The sequence below is a fragment of the Nonomuraea fuscirosea genome, from assembly GCF_035917475.1.
Classification (GTDB): domain Bacteria; phylum Actinomycetota; class Actinomycetes; order Streptosporangiales; family Streptosporangiaceae; genus Nonomuraea; species Nonomuraea fuscirosea.
Window position 1 is genome coordinate 6,647,940 of sequence record NZ_CP109074.1, and the last position, 20,522, is coordinate 6,668,461.

The window sequence follows — 20,522 nt, forward strand, 5'->3', positions numbered from 1 at the left end:
CCGGCCGCAGGCGCCCCCGTGCGCCGCATAACACTGCTCTTGACGACCAGAAAGTGCTCACATACGCTCCGGCTAGCTTATCGGGGGCAGTCCGAAACTTTCGGCAGTTGGGCTCCGCGATGGGCTGAATGCACGTCAGCAAGGTCCTTCAGTCCACGCGAAGCACGCGTCTGCGAGGGTGATCTGCGTCGATGCCGAACGTCTCCACCGCGCTCGCTAACGAGCTCACGCTGACGGAGTGCGAACCGATCGTCGTTCCCTTCCAGGGCGATCGCGCCGGTGACGGGCCCCTGACCCTCGGCCAGCTCAACATCCTCCGCTGGCTGGACGCTTTCCCCGACTCGCACGGCTGGATGCGATGGGCGCTGGAGCTGCCCGAGGGCACCGATCTGGACGACGTCACCGAGACCTTCGCCGTGCTGCTGGCCCGCCATGAGGGGCTGCGCTCCACCTACGCGGCCGGCCCTCCCCCGGCCCAGCGGGTCGCCGCGGCAGGCGAGCTGGTCATCCACCGCTTCGACGCCGGCACACGACCGGTCGAGGCGGCGGAGCTCGGGCACCTCCTGGACACGCGCGCGCCGCACAGTCCCAAGACGCATCCGCTGCGCGTCGCCCTGGCCACGCGTGGCGGCAAGGTCCTCGCCGTCGTCATGGACCTCTCCCACCTGACCGCGGACTTCCTCGGCCTGGCCGTCTTCGGCCGCGAGTTCGCGCACCTGGTGCGTCACCCCGCGGACCGCGAGGTCGGGCAGGCCCGCCATCAGCCGCTGGACCAGGCCTGGGCCGAGCGGCGTGCGCCGCTGGCACGCCGTACGGCGAGCGCTCTGACGCTGTGGGAGAGCGTGCTGAACCGGGCGCCGCACCACCTCTACACGGCCGCCTCCACGGGCGCGCCGCGCGACTCGGTCGCCGCCGAGCTGTGCTCGCCGGCCGCGGCGACGGCCCTGGCCGCGATAGAGGCGCGCACCGGGTCCGGCCGGCCGGCGATCGTCCTGGCCGCGATCTGCGTCGTGCTCTCCCAGCGCACCGGCCAGAGTGCCGGTGACTTCCTGACACTCTCCAGCAACCGGTACGACAGCCGGTCGGCGGACTACCTCGGGACCCTCGTCCAGTCGGCCCCCATGCGCGTCGACACGGCGGCCATGAGTTTCGACGGCTGTGTCCACCAGGCCTGGCTGGCGACCGTGAAGGCGGGCAGGCACGGGATCTACGACGTCGAGAAACGTTCGCGCCTGGCCGCGCAGGCCGAGCATCGGCGAGGTGTCCGCTTCTGCTTCGAGCCCTTGTTCAACAATCTCGTGGTGGGCCGGATCGACTCCCCACCTCAGGAAGCACCGGCCGGGACCACCCTGGCCTGGACACCGATGGTGGAGACCGACGTCATGCTCAGGTTCGACCTGTTCGCCGCGGAGGAGACGCTCCGCCTGCGGCTGTGGACCGGTCACCTGGACCGGGTCCCCAGGGACGAGCTCGAACGGATCCTGCCGGCGATCGAGAACCTCCTGCTGTCGGCGGCCTCGGAGGATCTGAGCCGTCCGAGGATGGACGAGGTCACCGGGCTGGACCCGCTCCCACGGGACGGCGACTGGCTGCTGGTCGACTCGTGCTGGATCCAGGTCGGCGACGTGCAGCGGCTCCTGGACGAGGTGCTCGCGCCGCTGAGCGCCCGGGTCTTCCCCGAAGTCCGGGGCGAGCCGCTGGTGGCCTTCCTCGCCCGCGGCCCGCGGGTCCGATCCGCCGAGGAGGCGCACACGCTCTGCATGGAGGGCCTGTCCCGCCGGCCCACCGCGATGACACCCCGCCGCTACGTGCTCTGCGATCACGCCCCGGACGACGTGACCGACCTGGACGCCTGGCTGAGCCGGCCCGTGGTGGCGGAGGGCGCGGGCCGTACGACGGGGCACCCGGGATGACCGGCGTCGCCGGCCGGTGGATGCGCCACGTACAGACTCATCCCGGAGACGTCGCGATCCACGGCAGGAGCCGGGTCGCCACCTACCACGACCTCGCCACCCGGGCATCGGGGCACCTGGCGGAACTCGACGCCGTCCCGGGCGGCGATCCCGTGCTCATCGTGTGCGCCGATCCGGTGGAGACCGTCGCCGCGATGCTCGCGGCCATGGCCTGCGGGCGCGTGTTCGCCCCCGTGGACGTACGAACGCCGCCCGCGCGGCTGGCCATGGCCATCGACGACCTGCGGCCGGGAGCGGTCGTCGTCGACCGGTCCGGATCGCCGGTCCTGGCCGCAACCGGCAGGGAGGGGTTCAGGACCCTGGACGCCCGGGACGTAAGGGACCACGCGGTGGATCCGGCACGATGGCACCGCGGCGAGCCGGACGGCCCCGGCTATGTCTATTTCACCTCGGGAACCACGGGCCGCCCGAAGGGGGTCGTCGGCAGCCTCCCGGCGATCACGCACTTCGTCACCTGGGAGATCGATCTCTTGGGCGCGGGCAGGGGCACGCGCGTCTCCTCGCTCACCTCCGCCGGATTCGATGCCTTCCTGCGCGACGCCTTCGTCCCGCTGTGCTCAGGCGGGACGATGGTCGTGGCCCCGCGCAGCGCCCGCGGTGGCCAGGGGCTCGCCCGCTGGCTGGAGAGCAATCGCGTCCAGATCCTGCACTGCGTTCCCACGGTGTTCCGCACTCTCCGGGCGGCGGGCCTGACATCCGGGTCGCTGCCGGAGCTGCGCGCCGTCCTGCTGGCAGGAGAGCCGGTACGCCCCTCCGACGTCCGCTCCTGGCAGGAGCTCTTCGGGACGGAGAAGGAGCTGATCAACCTCTACGGCCCCACCGAGACCACGATGACCAAGCTCTTCCACCGCATGACCGCCGCGGACGCGACCGCGGACGCGGTCCCCGTCGGCCGGCCGCTCCCCGGCGTGGCGGTGCGGCTCCTGGAGTCGGGCGAGGTCGAGCTGCGCACGCCCTTCCCGCTCCACGGCTACCTCGGGGAACGGCAGGGCGGCTTCGATCCGTCCGATCCGCACCGGTTCCGGACGGGCGATCTCGGGCGGTTCCGGCCGGACGGCTCCCTGGAGCTGCTGGGCAGACGCGACCGGCAGGTCAAGGTGAACGGCGTGCGCGTCGAGCTCGACGACGTGGCGAACGTGCTCATGCGCTGTCCCGGGGTCCACGACGCCCACGTCGTCCTCACGGGTGAGAAGCTCTGCGCGTACGTGGTCGCCGAGGACGGCCGGCACGAGCAGCGGGTGCTGCGCCATCTGCGCGAGCAGCTCCCGCCCGGCGTCATCCCCGCCGTGTTCGTCTGGCTCGACGAGCTGCCACGGACCTTGAGCGGGAAGGTCGACCGCCCCCGCCTGCCCCAGCCTCCGGACAAGCCCCGCGGAAGAGAAAGAGCCGATGCGTTTTAGCCTGTTCTACTTCGCCGACGACAGCACGCAGCCTTCCGCCGACCGCTACGAGCTGCTCCTGGAGGGAGCACGCTACGCGGACGCGCACGGCTTCACGGCCGTGTGGACGCCGGAGCGCCACTTCCACGCCTTCGGCGGGCTTTATCCGAACTCGGCGGTGACCGGCGCGGCCGTCGCCGCGGTCACCGAACGCGTGGCCGTCCGCGCCGGCAGCGTGGTCGCCCCGCTGCATCACCCGATCCGCATCGCGGAGGACTGGGCCGTGGTCGACAACCTGTCCGGCGGGCGGGTGGGCGTGTCCTTCGCCTCCGGGTGGCACGCGGTGGACTTCGCCTTCAACCCCGGCGGGTACGCCGACAGGACCCGTATCACCGTCGAGACGCTGCAACAGGTCCGCCGGCTGTGGCGGGGCGAGGAGGTGAGCGTCGTCACCGGGGTGGGCGAGGAGCAACGGGTCCGCATCTTCCCGCCGCCCGTCCAGCCGGAGCTCCCGGTCTGGCTGACGAGCTCCGGCAGCGTCGAGACGTTCCGTACGGCCGGCGCCCTCGGCGTCGGCGTCCTGACCAACCTGCTCAGCCAGAGCGTCGACGAGCTGGCACTCAAGATCAAGGAATACCGTGCGGGACTCGCCGGCCGGCGCGGCGACGTCGTGGTGATGCTGCACACCCACCTCGGGCCGACGACGGACGCGGTGCGGGAGGCGCTGACGGCGTACGTCCGGAGCTCGGTCGGCCTGCACCTCGGTTCGAGCGCGGGCTCGGCGCGCGACGTCGACCCCGCCGCGCTCGGGCGCAAGGGCGTCGAGTTCATGACGCGCAGAGCGGTCAAACGGTTCTTCGACGAGGCGGGCCTGCTGGGCGAACTGGACGTCGCGGCGGAACGCGTCCGCCGGCTGGCCGCGATCGGGGTGGACGAGATCGCCTGCCTCATCGACTTCGGCCTGGAGACGTCCGCGGTCCTCGGGAGCCTGGACCAGCTGGGCAGGCTGCTGGACAGAGGTGATCGCTGATGGACGCGCACACCAAGAGGCGCCTGCCCGAGGCCGAGGTCAACGGGCTCGTCCACCGAGCGCTGGGGCGGCGCGCCGTCGCCGCGCGGGAGCTGGGAGCGGGCACGTTCGCCGCGCTGTGGCGGGTCCGGCTGGACGACGGCCGCGAGGTGGTCGTCAAGCTGAGCCCTCCCGCCGATGCCACGCTCCTCGCCTACGAGCGGGACATCATCCGGACGGAGGCGATGTTCTACCCCCTCGCCGAGGGGACCGGTGTGCCGCAGCCCCGGTTGCTGCACGCCTGCCTCGACGGGCCCGTACCGCACCTGATCATGACCGCGGTCGAGGGAATCCCGTGGCCGGAGGCGGCCGAACGGCTGGCCGAGGAGGAGTCGCGGCAGCTGCGCGCCACGCTCGGGCAGTACGTCGCCGCGCTCCATCGCGTCAAGGGGACCGAGTTCGGCTATCCGCACCTGCCCGGGATGAGGGCCGCCACCTGGAAGGAGGCCTTCCTGACCATGGTCGACGGCCTCCTCGCCGACGCCGTCCGGTTCGACGCCGACCTGCCCTGGCCGGCCGGCGAGATCGCGCGTGCCGTACGCGCCGGCGCCGGCGCGCTCGACGAGGTCACCGAGCCGGCCCTGGTCCACTTCGACCTGTGGCCCGGCAACATCCTGCTGGACCTCGGCCGCCGGCCGCCGCGCATCGCGGCGCTGATCGACCACGAACGCGCGTTCTGGGGGGATCCGCTGGCCGACTTCGTCTCCCTCGACGTGTACGGCAGGGCCGAGCACGACCCGGACCTGCTGCGGGGCTACCGGCAGGCCGGCGGGCGCCTGGAGCTCACCGAGGGCGCGCTCACCCGGCTCGCCCTCTACCGGACCTACCTCTATCTGATCATGATCATCGAGGAGAAGCCCCGGGGATTCGATGACGCCGACCGCCATGACCGCGTCGTGAAAGGGCTCCTCGAACAGCTGATCCGCTGAAACCACGCAGGGAGATGACCAAGGTGGACAGAAAGCTGACGGAGAATCGATCCAGCCGGACGCTGACCCCGACCGAGTTCGCCGACGTCCGGCGCAAGCTCACGGTGCGGTCGCAGACCAAGAGAGGGGTCGGAGCCGATCCCGGCTACGCCACCGATCTGCCCGGTGAGCTCAGCCTGCAGCTCACCTACTCCTGCAACCTGCGCTGCGACCACTGTTTCCAGTGGAACGACCAGGGCTTCCTGCGCGACTACAGCAGAGACCGGGTCACCGCCGAGCTGGACATCGAGGTGCTGGAACGGCTGCTCCGCGAGACGGACGAGACCAGGCCCAAGACCTGGCTGTGGGGCGGCGAGCCACTGATGTACCGCCGCCTGCCCGAACTGGTCGAGCTCCTGCTCCGCTACCCGCGCAAGGTCAACATCTGCACGAACGGCCTGCTCATCGAGCGCAACCTGGAGCATCTGCTCAAGCTCGGCAGCAACCTCAACCTGACGGTCAGCCTCGACGGGCTCGAAGCCGACCACGAGGCGCTGCGCGGACCGAGGTCGTTCTCCAGGACGGAACGCAACCTCAAGACCCTGCTCGACCTGCGCAGGAGCGGAGAGTATCGAGGCGAGGTCACCGTCAACTCCATGGTCAGCAACGCGACGGCGGGCCGCCTGTACGAGTTCATGGAGTGGGCCGAGGAGCTCGAACTCCACTCGGTCTTCTTCCAGCTGCCCTGGTGGATCACTCCCGAGGCCGCCGCGCGGATGGACGAGGTGTACGCGCGCGACTTCGCCTGGCTCAACCCGCCGCCCCCGCCCGGCCAGGCCACCTGGCACTCCTACACCTACCACCTCGAACCGGACAACATCCCCGTCCTGCGGGAGTCGATGAGGAAACTCGCCGGACGCGTGTGGCGGCCCTGGATCCGCTACACGCCCGAGGTGACGCTCGACGACGTCACCGACTTCGCCCTCGGCCGCAGCCGGCTGGTCGCGGGCAAGTCCACCTGCCTGGCGGTCTCCAGCCGGTTGGAGGTGCACGCCGACGGCAAGGTCAGCTCGTGCAAGTTCTTCCCCGAGTTCATCGTCGGGGACATCAGGGACGGGACGCTGGCGGAGGTCTGGCACAGCCCCGCCTTCCGCCGGGTGCGCACCACACTGCGCGCCACGGGCCTGATGCCCGTCTGCTCCAAGTGCTCATCGCTCTACGAGAACGGAGTCTGAACGAGATGGACGACCTCCTGCCGCAGATCAAGTCGATGCTGGCCGAGGCCCTGGGCGACGACCGGGCCGCGGAGGAGCTCGGCGACGACGCGGACATCATCCGCGAGCTGGGCATGGACTCCATCCAGTTGATCAACTTCCTGTTCATGGTCGAGGACAGGTTCGACGTGGAGCTCGACTTCGACCGGCTGGACATCGAGGGGCTCTACTCCATCCGCGCCTTCTGCGGTTTCGTCCTGTCGCACGTCAACGCCCTCGCGTGATCGCGATCCTGACCGGCGGCCCGGGGCTGGGCGCCCACGTCACCGGCCTGCTGCTCAGGCGACGGCTGAAGGAGCTCGGGGCCACCGGCGAGGTCTTCCTGGCGGAGGCGTTCTGGCAGCCGGAACGGCGCGAAAGGATCTCCGCCAGCAAGGAGGCGTACCAGCGCGACTTCCGTCTCGCCCGGGTCGGCCAGCGCCTCTTCCGCAACCTGTCGGACGCCTTCGACCCGATGCTGATCGAATCGGTGAAGAAGCGCTGGCATGACGACGGGGTCCGCCGTTTCGTCGTCTTCAGCGGTCTCTGGCTGCCCGTCGTGGAGCGTTACGCGGAGGAGTTCGGGGCGGTGCCCGTTGACGTGTGCCACGCCGACTCGGCCAACTCGCCGTCCTTCGCCCGCCGGGCCGGGTCGCTGGACAGGCATCGGGAGGTGTGGCTGTTCGACTCCGCCGGCAACGACATCCCCTGGACGATCCGGGCCACCACCGAGCCGCCGCTGCGCTGGGAGGAGCGGGACAGGCGCGTCCTGGCGCACGGCGGCGGCTGGTCGATGGGCACGTACCTGGAGCGGGCCGCGGAGCTGAGCGCCGCGGGGCTGCCGCTCGACCTCGTGGTGCGCGACGCCGGCGAGGCCCCCGACCTGGTTCCCGGGTCGCGCCGCTTCATGATGGACCCCTCCTGGAACCCCTGGCACGACGACGGCTTCCCGCCCTTCGGCGAGATCGTCGCCGCCGCGCCGCCCGTCTATGAGCAGGCCGAGGACCACCACCAGGCACTCGACCTGACCCGGCGCGCCGTGGCGGTCATGGCCAAGCTGGGCGGAGGCACGATCCTCGACGCGTTCACCGCGGCGACGCCGATCATCGGCCTGGAGGGGTATGGCGAGCACGAGGATCGCAACGTGCGGTTCTGCGTCGATCTGGGGATCGGCATCACGTTCGAGACGTGGCGGGACACCGGCTTCTCGCTGGAACCGCTCGCGCGGATGCACCGGCGCCTGCTCGACCTGCGGGACCGGCCCCGCGACTACGCACGGGAGCTGGCCGCCACGTAGATCACCCGGCACGTCGGCGACAATGGCAGCCGGCGGTGGCACCGCCACGGCACTGCCTCGCTGCACATGATCGCCGGCCGCAGGTTGTGCGCCGGCGGACGCCTGCACCGGCTTACCGGCCCTCGTCGGCCATCTCCCTCGGCGACCGCGTGTCGTCTGCGTGCCTTCGGGCGAGCAGCCCCGCGAGCATGGTCCCCAGCACCTCGCCGTACATGGAGGCGAAGTCCACCCGTGAGCTCGCGAGCCGGGGATCGGCCGTGGCCTCGACGACGGCCGGGGGCGGATCGCCGAATGGCCACAGACCCACCAGCACGACGACGGCGTAGTCCGTCAGCCTGATCGCGTCCTCCTCGCGAAGGGCCGGCACCCGCTCGCCAACCGCCTTCGCCAGCCTGGCGCGGTGTTCCTGGTAGGAGAGCTTGTACGTGTGCACGGCCTCGGCCGAGACGTTCCGCTCCAGGACGCTCGGCAGCAGGCTCCACAGCTGGCACAGGACCGGCCGGGCGGCGAGGGAGTCGGCCCAGGCCCGCATGACCTGTCCCGGCTCGCAGGGAGGAACGGGCCATTCACCGGCCAGGTCCTCGATCCAGGCGAGCCGCATCCGTTCGAGAAGCCCCAGGAAGACGCCATCGCGGGTCTCGAAGTAGCGCACCACGTGCGTCTTGGACACGCCCAGCCGCCGCGCGAGCTCGCGCAGGCTGATCGGGCAAGGTGCGCGCGATCGGGCTCAGCGCGGTCGGGCCGGACGTGCTTCACCGGGCGTCCGCCGTGGCGCCCCTCTCAGCCCTCCAGAGCGAATACTCACTGTGGGCCCGCGAGGTGGAGCAGGAAGTGCTGCCCACCTGCCGCGAGCTGGGCATCACCTTCGTCCCCTACAGCCCGCTGGGGCGAGCCGCACTCGCCGGCCGCTTCTCCACCGGCACGTCGTTGTCCGCCGACGACTTCCGCTCCAGCCTGCCGAAGTTCGAGGAGGAGAACTTCGCGCACAACCTCCGCCTCATCGAGGGGCTCAAGACGTTCGCCGGTGAACGGGGATACGCGCCGGGGCAGGTCGCCCTGGCCTGGCTGCTGGCCCAGCCGTATGACATCGCCCCCATTCCCGGCACGAAGCGGGCGGCGTACGCGCGTCAGAACATCGCCGCAACGTCCGTGCCGCTCAGCGCGGACGACCTCGCCTTCCTGGCGGACCTGTTCGACCCGGCGCGGGTACGAGGCGGCCAGTACGGCACGCTCAACCAGCGCTCGCAGCACCGCACGCCATCCGGAAAGACAGGAGATCGACCGGTTCCCGGCGCTGACGATCGGCTACGGGCGGCGCCAGGAGCCTCGGCGTAGGCCAGGTGTAGCACGCCTGAAAGTTTCAGTCTGTTTCCGGGCGAACGTTGCGACACCTGCCAGCAAGACGGGCATGGGTCGCCGCTTGTCCGGAACAGAGGAGCGGGCCACGCCTTGACGGCACCTGCCCGCCTCGGATTTGCTCCGTCGCACCACCACCCATCGGCGGAGGACAGACGCGAGAGCCATGTTAGCGATAACAAGATGGCCCGTCACGCCTTCCGACTGCCACCCGGTCCGCACGGATGAGAGGACTGATCAACCTCATGTCGACGCTATCCGAGGCCCTGGCACCGCCGCTCTCGGCGAAGCCACAGGCAGGTGAGTGATGTTACGGGGTAGGTCCATCTTCGCCGCTGTCACGGTCGCGGCGCTTCTCGTGACGGCCACCGGTGGTACGGCGCTGAGCAGCAGCGCAACCACGTCACGCGCGGCGAGCGCCGCCGCGGCGACGCAGGGCTGCGGCAAGACTCCGACGCTCAGGAGCGGCACGCAGTCGATTCAGAGCGGTGGCCGGACTCGCTCCTTCATCTTGAGAATTCCCGACAACTACAACAACGACAATCCCTACCGGTTGATCTTCGGGTTCCACTGGAGAGGCGGCACCGCCAACGACGTCGACTCGGGCGGGACCAGCGGATTCACCTGGTCTTACTACGGGCTCAGGCAACTGGCGAACAACACCGCGATCTTCGTCGCTCCCCAGGGCCTGAACAACGGCTGGGCCAATTCCGGCGGCGAAGACCTGACCTTCGTCGACGACATGATCAGGCTGATCGAAGCGGACCTGTGTGTCGACACCACGCAGCGGTTCGCCGGAGGTTTCAGCTACGGCGGCGGCATGAGCTACGCCCTGGCCTGCGCCCGGGCGACGGTCTTCCGCGCGGTCGCCGTCTACTCCGGCGCACAGCTCAGCGGATGCGGCGGCGGCACCCAACCTGTCGCCTACATCGGGCTGCACGGCCTCAGGGACAACGTACTCAACATCTCGCTTGGCCGGTCTCTGCGCGACACGTTCGTCAGGAACAACGGTTGCACTCCTCAGAACCCTCCCGAGCCGGCACAGGGCAGCGTGACTCACATCGTCACCGCCTACTCGGGATGCCGATCCGGGTACCCGGTCGTATGGGCGGCGTTCGACGGGGGTCATGGCCCCGGTCCAGTGGACGGGTCCACCGCCGACGACGGCGCACGGACCTGGACCAAGGCAGTGGTGTGGAACTTCTTCAACCAGTTCCAGGGGGGCACGAACGACACCACACCACCCACCGCCCCGGCCGGGCTGACGGCCTCCGGCACCACCGCCGGCGGCACCAACCTGTCCTGGACCGCCTCCACTGACGACGTCGGGGTGAGCGGCTATGACATCCTGCGCGCGCCCGGGGCCACCGGCGGCACCTTCACCCAGGCCGGCACCTCGGCCACGACCTCGTTCAGCGACACGGGCCTGACCCCGAGCACCACCTACCGTTACCAGGTCCGCGCGCGGGACGCCGCCGGCAACCTCTCGCCGGTGTCCGGCACGGTCCAGGTCACCACCAGCGGCGGCGGCACCACCGGAGCCTGCACGGCCACGCCGACCGTGCAGACCCAGTGGAGTACCGGCTATGTGATCCAGCCGCTGACGATCACCAACACCAGTACCTCGACGATCACCGGTTGGACGGTCACCTTCACGCTCCCGGCCGGGCACACGCTGACCGGCTCGTGGAACGCCACCGTCACCACCAGCGGGCAGACCGTCACGGCCAGGAGCATGAGCTTCAACGGCACGCTGGCCCCCGGAGCCGGCACCACCAGCCTCGGCTTCCAGGCCGGCCGTCCCGGCGGCGACACGGCCCTGCCATCCGGATACACCTGCACCAGCCCGTGAACGACATCCAGACGATTTCCGGCAGGTGAAAGGCCGTCACCATCTCTGCTTCGGAGTCAGGACGCGCCGGGTCCGGTCCCCGAGCCAGGCCGCTTCGAGGATCGCGGTCAGGCTGGCGGTGTCGGTCGGGCCCGGATGGTTCTGGATCAGGCGGGTGACACCGCCGGCCATCTCCGCGAAGCGCGGGAGGTCGGCGCGTGCCACGCCGATGTCCGCCAGGGTAGCGGGGATGCCGATGCCGGCGAGGAGCCCGTCGAGCCAGGTGAGGAACGTCTCCGCCGCCTCGGCCTCCGAGGCGTCGGTCACGTCGAGCCCGCACACCCCGGCGAGGATGGCCAGCCGGTCGCCGATGGCGTCCCTGGCCGCGTCCAGCGCGTAGGGCAGCAGCAGCCCGACGCCCAGGCCGTGCGGTGTGTGGGTGGCTGCGCCGATGGGGTACTGGAGTGCGTGCGGAGCCGCGTTGCCCGCGTGGGAAAAAGCGAGCCCGGCCAGCATGGACCCATAAGACATGTCCGCGCGCGCGTCCTTGTCGCCTCCGTCCCTGACGACACGGGGCAGGCTGCGGGCGATCCGCTCCGCGGCCAGGAGCGCGTAGTGATCGGTGATCGGGTTGCGGCCGAGGAAGACCTGCTCCACCGGGTCGCGCGGCCCGTGGGACCGGGGTCGCGCGGTGTAGCTCTCCACCGCGTGACAGAACGCGTCGATGCCGGAGTGGGCGGTGACGGTCGCCGGGCAGGTGTAGGTGAGCTCGGGGTCGACGATGGCGAAGTCGGGCACGATGTGGACGCTGGAGACCCCCACCTTCAGCTCGCGGTCCGGGTCGGTCAGCACCGAGACGGGCGTGAGCTCGGAGCCGGTGCCCGACGTCGTCGGGATCGCGACGAGAGGAATCGTCGGCCCCGGCACCTTCGACTCGCCGTAGAAGTCGCGCGGCGTCCCACCGTGGCACCGGATGACGCCGACGATCTTGGCGAGGTCGATCACCGTGCCACCCCCGATGGCGAGGATCACGTCGGCGTCCACTTCCGCGGCGGCCGAGACGGCCAGAGCGACGTCGGCGAGAGGCACGTCCGGAGTCGCGTCGGCGAACACCCCGACGACGTCGACCTTCTCCCGCACGGCGGCCACGATCTCGGCCACGCCCGGCTGCCCCAGAAGAACCCGGTCGGTCACGATGAGGACGCGCGAGCCGCACTCGGCCACCACGCGTGGAATGTTCTGCGCGACCCCTTCGCCCACGATCAGCTGGCGTGGTCCGCGGACGGTCTCAAGCATGTCAGTGCCTCTCTGAAACGTCGGCGGTGATTGCTGGACCCCCGGGTGCCGGCGGATCCGTGCCGGTCACGGCAGGTCGATCGCCGCGTAGGTGACGTCGAGGTACTCGAGGATGCCCTCGTGCGACCCCTCCTTACCGATCCCGGACTGCTTCACGCCTCCGAACGGAGCCGACGGGTCCGAGATCAGGCCACGGTTGACGCCGACCATCCCCGTCTCCAGCCCCTCGGCGTACCGGAGCGCCCGCTGGAGGTCACGGGTGAAGACGTATCCGGCCAGGCCGTGCTCGGTGTCGTTGGCCTTCGCCATCACCTCCTCGTCGGACGTGAACGAGATGATCGGCGCCACCGGGCCGAAGATCTCCGTCCGCAGCATCCGCGCGTCTTCGGGCACGTCGACGAGGACCGTGGGCGGGTAGAAGTGGCCCGGCCCGTCCGGACGCTCGCCGCCCACCAGGACACGGGCGCCGCGATCGACCGCGTCGGCGACGAGCTCGTCGATCTTGGTGACCGACGCCTCGTCGATCAACGCCCCGACGTCCACGCCGTCGTCGAGACCATGGCCCACCGAGAGCGCGCCCATCCGCTCGGTGAAGCGCGCCGTGAACTCCTCGCGCACCGGCTCCTCGACGTAGATCCGGTTGGCCGCGATGCAGGACTCCCCGATGTTGCGCATCTTGGCCACCATGGCGCCGTCGAGCGCGACGTCCAGGTCCGCGTCGGCACACACGATCAGGGCCGCGTTGCCGCCCAGTTCCATGGAGGTGCGCAGCACGTTGTCCGCCGCCTGCCGGAGCAGCACGCGCCCGACCTCGGTCGACCCGGTGAACGACAGCTTGCGGGTCCGGCGGTCGGCCAGCAGTGCTGAGACCACCTCGCCGGCCCGCTCGGTGGTCACGACGTTGACGACGCCCGGGGGAACGCCGGCCTCCTCCATGATGCGGGCCAGGAACAGCATGGTGAGCGGCGTCTGGGCGGCCGGCTTGGTGATCGTCGTGCAGCCCGCCGCCAGCGCGGGAGCGATCTTGCGGGCACCCATCGCCAGCGGAAAGTTCCAGGGCGTCACGAAGACGCACGGTCCGACCGGCTTCGGCACGGTGAGGATGCGATATCCGCCGGCGGGCGCGGTGTTGTAGCGCCCCTCGACGCGCACCGCCTCCTCGGCGAACCAGCGGAAGAACTCGGCGCCGTAGGCCACCTCTCCCCTGGCCTCGGCGAGCGGCTTGCCCATCTCGAGCGTGATCAGCCGGGCGACCTCCTCGGATCGCCCGATCAGTGCCCGGTACGTCGCGGTCAGCAACTCCGACCGTCGTCGCGGCGGGGTCGCCGCCCACTCCGCCATCGCCTCGCTCGCCACGTCCAGGGCGGCGAGCCCGTCGGCGACGCCGGCGTCCGCCACCTCGGCGATGGTCTTGCCGGTAGCCGGGTCCTCGACGGCGAAGGTGGCTCCGCCGGCGGCGTCGCGCCAGGCGTCGCCGATCCGGAGCCGCCGGTGCTCGGGGGCCAGGACGTTCATCGGGTCACTCATCGCGCCGCCTCCTGTGATGTTCTCGATGCCGCCACCGATCACCTTCCGGCTTCGGACAGCGCCAGCCCGGTGCCCGCATCGAACAGGTGCGCGCGGTCCAGGTCGACCGTGACGAGCAGCCGCTCGCCCGGCGTACCGGTGACGGTGGTCCGTGCCTTGACCTTGAGGATCTCCGTCCCCACCCGGACGTCGACCACCGTCCGGTCACCGAGCGGCTCAAGGCCGTAGAGCTCACCCGGCAACGACGCGTCCCCACGCCGCTCGACGGACAGGTCCTCCGCGCGCACGCCCAGCAGCAGCGGACGACCGTCCTCGGCCGTGGTCCAGCGGGGCCGCGGCAGCGTCCAGCCTTCCGCCCCGACCAGGCGATCTCCCTCGGCGTGGCAGGCGAGCAGGCTGATCGGCGGGCTCCCGACGAATCCCGCGACCCACTGGTTGGCCGGACGCTCGTACACCTCGGCCGGCGTTCCGATCTGTTGCACCTTCCCCTCCTTGAGCACCGCGACCTGGTCGGCCATGGACAGGGCCTCGACCTGGTCGTTGGTCACGTAGACGAAGGTCGCTCCGAGACTGCGGTGGATGCGGGTGAGCTCGGTGCGCATCTCGACGCGGAGCTTGAGATCGAGGTTCGTCAGCGGCTCGTCCATGAGGAACGCGCGTGGGCGGCGTACCAGTGCCCGGGCCAGGGCGACACGCTGCATCTCACCGCCCGACAACTGCGCCGGACGACGCTGCAGCAGACGTTCGATGTGCAGCAGGCTCGAGATCCGCTCGACGGCGGCGGCGATCTCGCTCGCGGAACAGCGGCGTGCCCGCAGCGGCGAAGCGATGTTCTCGTACGCCGTGTGCCGCGGGTAGAGGGCGTAGTTCTGGAACACCATGGCCAGGTCGCGTGCGGCCGGGGCGTCACCGGTCGCGTCCCTCCCGTCCAGATGCACCGACCCGGCGTCGAGCTTGTCCAGGCCGGCGATCGCGCGCAGGGTCGTCGTCTTGCCCGCCCCGGAGGGTCCAAGGACGACGAAGAACGATCCGTCCGGAACGTCCAGCGTCACCCCGTCCAGGGCCTGGACTTTTCCGAAGGACTTGCGCAGCCCGCGCACCGCCACGGTTCCCATCAGGCCACCAGCTCTTCCGTGTTCACGTCGTAGACCGCCGGGGTCCCGCCGGTGTGCCGCAACCCGACCGGCGCGTCAGCGGCGAAACGGACAGTCGGCGGCATCCGCACCCGTACGTCCCGCTGGCCGCCGTGGTCGACCACGTAGATGATCTCGTCGCCGAGCCACTCCGCCGAGACCACGCGGGCCGGGACCGAACGTTCCGCCCGCGGTTCGGTGACTTCCAGCGCCTCCGGCCGGACGCCCGCGACCAGGCGGCGGTCGCGCGGCAGGCCCGGCGGTGGCGTGAGGACCAGTCCGCCCTGACCGCGCAGCTTCCCGTCGGCCACCTCCACCTCGATCAGGTTCATCGGCGGGGAGCCGATGAATGCGGCGCAGAAGAGACTCGCGGGACGGTCGTAGACCTCCAGCGGCGTGCCGATCTGCTCGACGCGGCCCTTGTTGAGTATGGCGATCCTGTGGCCGAGCGACATGGCCTCGACCTGGTCGTGGGTGACGTAGACCATCGTCGTCCCCAGCTCCCCCTGCAGGTGCTTGATCTCCGTGCGCATGTCCGCCCTCAGCTCCGCGTCCAGATTGGTGAGAGGTTCGTCCATGAGGAACGCGCGCGGCCGTCGCACCAGGGCGCGGGCGAGCGCGACGCGCTGCTGCTCCCCGCCGGACAGCCGGCGCGGCCGCCGGTCCAGGAGCGGACCGAGCCGCATCAGCCGGGCGGCCTCGTCGACCCGCGCGCGCACCTCCGCCTTGGGCAGTCCCTCGGCCCGCAGGGGGAAGGCCAGGTTGTCGCGGGTTCGCAGATGCGGGTAGAGAGCGTAGAACTGGAACACCATGGCGATGTCGCGCTCGGCCGGCGGCAGGTCGTTGACCAGCGTGTCGCCGATGCGGATGTCGCCCGTCGTCTGCCGCTCCAGGCCGGCTACGGCCCGCAGTGTGGTCGTCTTGCCGCAACCCGAAGGGCCGAGCATCACGAACAGCTCGCCGTCGCGGATGGACAGGTCCACGTGATCGACCGCGACCGTCCCGTCCGGGTAGCGCTTGTGCAGGGCGGTCACCTCGATGCCCGCCATCAGCGTCGCACCGCCCCGAGCGTCACACCGGCGACGAGGTGCTTGCGCACCAGGTAGGCGAAGACGAGCACCGGCAGGGCGAACACCACGGAGGCGGCGGCCACCAGACCCCAGTCCACGGTGGTTCCGCCGATGAGGCCGGCGATGGCGGGTGGGGCCGTCCGCACGCTGTCGCTGGAGGTGAGGAAGATGGCGAACACGAACTCGTTCCACGAGAAGATGAGGGCGAAGACCGCCGTCGCGGCGATGCCGGGCAGGAGCAGGGGCAGGGTGTATCGCCAGAACGCCTGCAAGCGGGTGTAGCCGTCGAGCATGGCGGCGTCCTCGTACTCCGCGGGCACCTCGTCGACGAACCCCTTCATCATCCAGATCGTGAACGGGACGTTGAACGCGGCGTAGATGAGGATCAGGCCGAGCTTGCTGTCGATGAGTCCGACCTGGCGGTACATGAGGAAGATCGGGATCACGACCACCACGGGCGGCATGAAGCGGGTGGACAGGATGAAGAACAGCTGGTCCTTCTTGGCCTTCATCGCGAAGCGTGAGTAGGCCCAGGCCGCCGGCACCCCCAGTACGGTGGCCAGTGCCGTGGAGGCCCCGGCGACCACGACGGAGTTGAGAAACGCGGCGGACAGGGTCGAACGACCGCTGCCGGAGGCGACGAACACGTCCTTGTAATGGTCCATGGTGACCTTGAAGTCGAAGAACTTGGCCGGGATGGCGTAGACGTCCCGGTTCTCCTTGATGGACGTCTCGATCATCCACAGCACCGGGAAGAGCATCACGGCGGCCAGCACGGTCAGCAGCGCGACCTCCAGCGCGGAGCGGCCCCGGCCGCCGAAGCGGCGCGCGGGGGACCCGCGATCCCGGGCAGGACGTGTGGACACGGCCTCGTCGACGGAGACGGCCATCAGTCCTCCTTGAGCTTGTTCAGGTAGCGCAGGTAGAGCTGCGTGAGGATGATGACGACGAGGATCATCAGGATCCCGTACGCCGAGGCGGTCCCGGTGTTGAAGCCCAGGAACGCGACCTTGTAGACGTGGAACGACAACGTCTCGGTGGAGACCCCCGGACCTCCGCTGGTGAGGATGTAGACGAGGTCGAACAGCCGGAAGGCCTCGATGGCCCTGAACAACACGGCGATGAGGAGCAGTGGCCACACCAGGGGAAGGGTGATGGTGCGGAACCGGAACCACTCGGACGCCCGATCGATCGAGGCGGCCTCGTACAGGTACCGGGGAACCGCGGTGAGGCCCGCGAGTGCGATGAGCATGATGAACGGCGTCCACTGCCAGGTGTCGACCAGGATCAGGGAGATCAGTGCCGTTCGCTGCCCGGTGAGCCACTCCACCTGCCCCAGGCCGATCGAGCCGAGCATGCTGTTGACCACGCCGAACTGCGCGTCGAGCATGAATCGCCAGAACAGCCCCACCACGACCGGCGACAGCATCATCGGCACCAGGAACAGCGTGGTCAGCAGTCCTCGCCCGTGCGTGCGCCGTGAGATCAGGTAGGCGATGGCGAAACCGAGCACGGTCTGCAGGGTGACCGCGCCGACCACGTAGACCAACGTCGTCAAGGCCCTCAGGTGGACCTGCTCCGAAGCCAGGATGGCGGTGTAGTTCCCGAACCCGACGAACTGGGCCGGCCCCCCGCGGGTGGCCGAGTAGTCGGTGAAGGACAGGTACAACGCCCACAGCAACGGGAACACCGACATGGCGAGCAACAGCAGCAGCGCGGGCGAGGTGAAGGCCACGGCCAGCCCGCGGTCGCTCAAGCGGCGGGACCGGCCCGGTGCGGGCGGCGTCGCGGACGCCACCTGCCCGGGCTGGTCGGTCGTCAGGGGGGCGGAGTCGCTCACAGTCCGCCGCCGCCCTTGCCTCCGGCGGCGTCGAGCACGCTCTGCTGCTCCTTGGCGATGTCGTCGAGCGCCTCCTTCGGCGTCTTCGCGCCGTTGAGAGCCGCGTTCACGTTGGTGTTCTCGATGTCGACGAGGCGCGCGTACTCGGGTACGTTCCACATGTCCCGCATCCGCGGAACCGAGTCGGTGTACACCTGGTTGAACGGCGCGGCGTCGAGGAACTCGGGCGACTCCAGGGCGTCCGTACGCGAGGGCACGCCACCGGCCGCGGCCCACTTCTTCTGGATGTCGGCCTGCTCGAACCACTTCATGAAGCTCAGGGCCTCAGCCTGGTTCGCCTCGGGGGAATAGGCCGACACGTGCATCCCCATGCCGCCGAGAGGCACCAGGTTCGTCTTCTGGCTCGGCAGGGTGGCGAAACCCAGCTTGTCGAGAATCTGCTCCCGCGTGGTGCCGAGCGTCGACTGCTTCGGGTCGAGCAGGCCGCCGCTCGCGGCGATCCAGTTGAACGCGATGCAGGCCTTGCCCTGGGCGACCGCCGCGTTCACCTCGTCGATGAACCAGTTGCCTGAGCCCTTGGCGGTCAGCGGCTTCATCTTGTTGACCAGGACGTCCATCGCCTCCTGGCCCGCGGCGTCGTTGATGACGCCGTTGATCTTGCGCGTCTTCGGGTTCCAGAGGTTGCCGCCGTAGACGCCGTTGACCGTGTTGTAGGTGACGGCCGCGGCGTCGGAGCCGTTGGCCTGGTGGAAAGCCAGCCCGCTGACGCCGGGGTTGTCCGCCTGGCACTTCTCGGCGACCGAGATCATCTCGTCCCAGGTCTGCGGTGGCTTGTCGCCGATCAGGTCCTTGCGGTAGATCATCGTCCAGGTGTCGCCGAGCAGCGGCAGTCCGTACAGGCTGGCGTTCTCGTCGCGCTTGCCGGTCTCCGCCTGGGGGAACTGGCCGTAGGCCGCCAGGAGGTACGGGTTGTAGGCCTTGACGTCGATGTTCTTCTTGACGAAGTCGGTGATGTCGAGGATGTTGCCGTTCGTCACGGCCTCGCCGATGTGTTGTGAGTCCAGGATCGGGATGTCGAAGTCGGTCTTGTGCGCGGCGAACTGGGTGAACATCGCGTCGTGCCAGTTCGCGTTCGGCACGGTCTTGACCTTGATGGTCACGTTCGGCCGCAGCTTGGTGTACTCCGCGTTCGCGAAGGTCTCCAGCGCGTGGGCGGGGGGCCAGTCGAACCAGATGAAGCTGAGGGTCAGCGGATCCTTGGTGAGTTCCGGAATGGTCGCCGGCGCCTTGGGTGCGCTGTCGTTCTGGCCGCCGCAGGCCGCCATGGTCGTGGCCACCACCATGGCCGCCGTCGCCAGCCGCACTTTTCGCCCGGGAACGGACAGTCGTCCTCTTCGCTGGGGATACCGCATCTTCTCGCCTGCTTTCTGGGCGGGGACTTCTGGAGCCTTGCTGCGTGCTTCGCCGAGCGGTTGCCGGCTTGTTCAGGCGTGTCACCGGCCGGCGCGGGGCTGACCCGCGGACCGGAGTCACGCATGCGCCGCGACGTGGTGGGGCTTCAAGCAGTCGGGAATTCTGTCCTTGTACGGTCCGGTGGCGAACCGAGCAGGACGTCGAGCATGCTCTTGGAAGCTCCAACTGATCGAAGCGGAGCGATGGCGGACGGTTCCCCGATAGGTGAGGATGGCTGGCATCCGCCACCTTTCCTATACGATCCGGTGGGGAGCGTCAACATCCCGCAGTAGGGCGACCGATGTCAACAGGTTCCCGGAGACGCAGGAAAGGACCTCACGTGACGATGGACGACGAAGCGGTGATCGCGCGGCGCCGTGAGGCCATGACGGACGGAACGCCGCCGCCGAGATCTCGCGGCCGGCTCGCCGACGAGGTGTACGACACGCTGCTCGGACAGATGATGTCGCTCCGGATCGAGCCCGGCTCCCGCGTCACGATCGATGTCCTGGCGCGGGAGCTGGGGGTCTCGCAGACGCCGATCCGAGACGCTCTGAACCGCATGGAGGCCGAGGGCCTGGTCGTGCGGGTGCCCCATGCCGGCTATCACATTCCCCCCCAGATCACCCGGCACCGATTCGAGGACATGCTGGAGGTCCGCCTGCTCCTCGAACCGGCGGCGGCGCGCAGATCCGCCGAGCGCGCGTCCTCGGAGCAGGTGGCCGGCATGCGGCGCATGCTGGAGGACATGGTGGAGCTGGAGGGGGGCAAGGGACCCATGGCCTACGGCGCCTTCGGGCTGCGCGACGCCGCTTTTCACGATCTCGTCGCCCTGAGCGCGGAGAACCAGGTCATCCGCGAAGCGCTCGCCCGCCTGCACACGCACGTGCACCTGTTCCGGCTGCACCGCGACGCCCAGGTCACTCACCTGGCCATGGCCGAGCACGAGGAGGTCCTGGCCGCGATCGCCGCGCGCGACCCCGACGCCGCCGCCTACGCCATGCGCCGGCACATCCTGCTGTCCGGCGAGCGGTTCCGGCGCCTGTTCGACGAGGCCGAGAGCGCGGGCGGAATGGCGGCGGAGGCTTGACGAGCGGGCCGGGTCGAGAAATGCTAGCTCAATCCGATCGGATCGGAT

Annotated in this window: 18 protein-coding genes; 10 read left to right on the forward strand and 8 right to left on the reverse strand. The window is 69.9% G+C overall.

Annotated elements, in window-relative coordinates; all coding sequences use genetic code 11:
• The first annotated feature begins 191 nt into the window (after positions 1-191).
• Genes OIE67_RS30450 through OIE67_RS30480 form a run of 7 tightly spaced genes read left to right on the forward strand, consistent with a single transcriptional unit; the run spans position 192 to position 7,879 of the window.
• Complete coding sequence (locus OIE67_RS30450) at positions 192-1,913, forward strand: condensation domain-containing protein (RefSeq protein WP_326626869.1); 1,722 nt, start codon at positions 192-194, stop codon at positions 1,911-1,913.
• Entirely contained in the window at positions 1,910-3,373 is a 1,464-nt protein-coding gene (locus OIE67_RS30455; RefSeq protein WP_326626871.1) for an AMP-binding protein, read from the forward strand. Before OIE67_RS30450 ends, OIE67_RS30455 begins: the two co-directional genes overlap by 4 nt.
• Entirely contained in the window at positions 3,363-4,382 is a 1,020-nt protein-coding gene (locus tag OIE67_RS30460) for a MupA/Atu3671 family FMN-dependent luciferase-like monooxygenase (protein ID WP_326626873.1), read from the forward strand. Before OIE67_RS30455 ends, OIE67_RS30460 begins: the two co-directional genes overlap by 11 nt.
• Entirely contained in the window at positions 4,382-5,350 is a 969-nt protein-coding gene (locus tag OIE67_RS30465) for a phosphotransferase family protein (protein ID WP_106242256.1), read from the forward strand. The genes OIE67_RS30460 and OIE67_RS30465 overlap by 1 nt, the downstream gene beginning before the upstream one ends.
• A gap of 23 nt (positions 5,351-5,373) precedes the next feature.
• Entirely contained in the window at positions 5,374-6,564 is a 1,191-nt protein-coding gene (locus tag OIE67_RS30470) for a radical SAM protein (protein ID WP_326626877.1), read from the forward strand.
• Positions 6,565-6,569: 5 nt separating this feature from the next.
• Positions 6,570-6,827 (forward strand): acyl carrier protein, encoded by a 258-nt coding sequence (locus OIE67_RS30475; protein ID WP_326626879.1) that lies wholly within the window; start codon positions 6,570-6,572, stop codon positions 6,825-6,827.
• Positions 6,824-7,879 carry a hypothetical protein gene (locus OIE67_RS30480; RefSeq protein WP_326626881.1) on the forward strand — a complete coding sequence of 352 codons (1,056 nt, stop codon included), beginning with the start codon at positions 6,824-6,826 and terminating at the stop codon, positions 7,877-7,879. The genes OIE67_RS30475 and OIE67_RS30480 overlap by 4 nt, the downstream gene beginning before the upstream one ends.
• A gap of 112 nt (positions 7,880-7,991) precedes the next feature.
• On the opposite strand, the gene OIE67_RS30485 is transcribed toward OIE67_RS30480, so the two are convergent.
• The gene (locus tag OIE67_RS30485) at positions 7,992-8,549 is read right to left on the reverse strand and encodes a hypothetical protein (RefSeq protein WP_326626883.1); all 558 of its coding nucleotides are present in this window, start codon (positions 8,547-8,549) and stop codon (positions 7,992-7,994) included.
• A gap of 41 nt (positions 8,550-8,590) precedes the next feature.
• On the opposite strand from OIE67_RS30485, the gene OIE67_RS30490 reads away from it, so the two are divergent.
• Positions 8,591-9,214, forward strand: a complete 624-nt coding sequence (locus tag OIE67_RS30490; RefSeq protein WP_326626884.1) for an aldo/keto reductase — start codon at positions 8,591-8,593, stop codon at positions 9,212-9,214.
• A 532-nt stretch (positions 9,215-9,746) separates the two neighbouring features.
• Positions 9,747-11,087: a cellulose binding domain-containing protein gene (locus tag OIE67_RS30495; protein WP_326626886.1), complete on the forward strand. Its 1,341-nt coding sequence runs from the start codon at positions 9,747-9,749 to the stop codon at positions 11,085-11,087.
• A gap of 36 nt (positions 11,088-11,123) precedes the next feature.
• Here the strand turns inward: OIE67_RS30495 and OIE67_RS30500 are convergent, their stop codons facing one another.
• From OIE67_RS30500 to OIE67_RS30530, 7 genes are all read right to left on the reverse strand, one after another.
• Entirely contained in the window at positions 11,124-12,362 is a 1,239-nt protein-coding gene (locus tag OIE67_RS30500) for an iron-containing alcohol dehydrogenase (RefSeq protein ID WP_326626888.1), read from the reverse strand.
• 66 nt (positions 12,363-12,428) lie between these two features.
• Complete coding sequence (locus OIE67_RS30505; protein WP_326626890.1) at positions 12,429-13,889, reverse strand: NAD-dependent succinate-semialdehyde dehydrogenase; 1,461 nt, start codon at positions 13,887-13,889, stop codon at positions 12,429-12,431.
• 38 nt (positions 13,890-13,927) lie between these two features.
• On the reverse strand, positions 13,928-15,004 hold the full coding sequence (locus tag OIE67_RS30510; RefSeq protein WP_326626893.1) for an ABC transporter ATP-binding protein: 1,077 nt from the start codon (positions 15,002-15,004) through the stop codon (positions 13,928-13,930).
• A complete protein-coding gene (locus OIE67_RS30515; RefSeq protein WP_326626895.1) occupies positions 15,004-16,071 on the reverse strand; it encodes an ABC transporter ATP-binding protein in 1,068 nt (355 codons plus the stop codon). The genes OIE67_RS30510 and OIE67_RS30515 overlap by 1 nt, the downstream gene beginning before the upstream one ends.
• Positions 16,071-16,982, reverse strand: coding sequence for a carbohydrate ABC transporter permease (locus OIE67_RS30520; protein ID WP_326626898.1), 912 nt, complete (start codon positions 16,980-16,982; stop codon positions 16,071-16,073). Before OIE67_RS30520 ends, OIE67_RS30515 begins: the two co-directional genes overlap by 1 nt.
• Positions 16,982-17,932 carry a carbohydrate ABC transporter permease gene (locus OIE67_RS30525; RefSeq protein ID WP_326626900.1) on the reverse strand — a complete coding sequence of 317 codons (951 nt, stop codon included), beginning with the start codon at positions 17,930-17,932 and terminating at the stop codon, positions 16,982-16,984. Before OIE67_RS30525 ends, OIE67_RS30520 begins: the two co-directional genes overlap by 1 nt.
• Positions 17,929-19,296 carry an extracellular solute-binding protein gene (locus OIE67_RS30530; RefSeq protein ID WP_326626903.1) on the reverse strand — a complete coding sequence of 456 codons (1,368 nt, stop codon included), beginning with the start codon at positions 19,294-19,296 and terminating at the stop codon, positions 17,929-17,931. Before OIE67_RS30530 ends, OIE67_RS30525 begins: the two co-directional genes overlap by 4 nt.
• Before the next feature lie 434 nt (positions 19,297-19,730).
• Between OIE67_RS30530 and OIE67_RS30535 the strand changes: the two genes are divergently transcribed.
• The gene (locus OIE67_RS30535; RefSeq protein ID WP_106242231.1) at positions 19,731-20,474 is read left to right on the forward strand and encodes a GntR family transcriptional regulator; all 744 of its coding nucleotides are present in this window, start codon (positions 19,731-19,733) and stop codon (positions 20,472-20,474) included.
• Positions 20,475-20,522 lie beyond the last annotated feature (48 nt).

Excerpts from the sequence above, each read along its gene's own strand:
- OIE67_RS30460 (WP_326626873.1), top strand. The coding sequence starts at position 3,363 with ATGCGTTTTAGCCTGTTCTACTTCGCCGACGACAGCACGCAGCCTTCC.
- OIE67_RS30535 (WP_106242231.1), top strand. The coding sequence starts at position 19,731 with ATGGACGACGAAGCGGTGATCGCGCGGCGCCGTGAGGCCATGACGGAC.
- OIE67_RS30500 (WP_326626888.1), bottom strand. The coding sequence starts at position 12,362 with ATGCTTGAGACCGTCCGCGGACCACGCCAGCTGATCGTGGGCGAAGGG.
- OIE67_RS30455 (WP_326626871.1), top strand. The coding sequence starts at position 1,910 with ATGACCGGCGTCGCCGGCCGGTGGATGCGCCACGTACAGACTCATCCC.
- OIE67_RS30475 (WP_326626879.1), top strand. The coding sequence starts at position 6,570 with ATGGACGACCTCCTGCCGCAGATCAAGTCGATGCTGGCCGAGGCCCTG.
- OIE67_RS30450 (WP_326626869.1), top strand. The coding sequence starts at position 192 with ATGCCGAACGTCTCCACCGCGCTCGCTAACGAGCTCACGCTGACGGAG.
- OIE67_RS30510 (WP_326626893.1), bottom strand. The coding sequence starts at position 15,004 with ATGGGAACCGTGGCGGTGCGCGGGCTGCGCAAGTCCTTCGGAAAAGTC.
- OIE67_RS30465 (WP_106242256.1), top strand. The coding sequence starts at position 4,382 with ATGGACGCGCACACCAAGAGGCGCCTGCCCGAGGCCGAGGTCAACGGG.
- OIE67_RS30505 (WP_326626890.1), bottom strand. The coding sequence starts at position 13,889 with ATGAGTGACCCGATGAACGTCCTGGCCCCCGAGCACCGGCGGCTCCGG.
- OIE67_RS30520 (WP_326626898.1), bottom strand. The coding sequence starts at position 16,982 with ATGGCCGTCTCCGTCGACGAGGCCGTGTCCACACGTCCTGCCCGGGAT.
- OIE67_RS30515 (WP_326626895.1), bottom strand. The coding sequence starts at position 16,071 with ATGGCGGGCATCGAGGTGACCGCCCTGCACAAGCGCTACCCGGACGGG.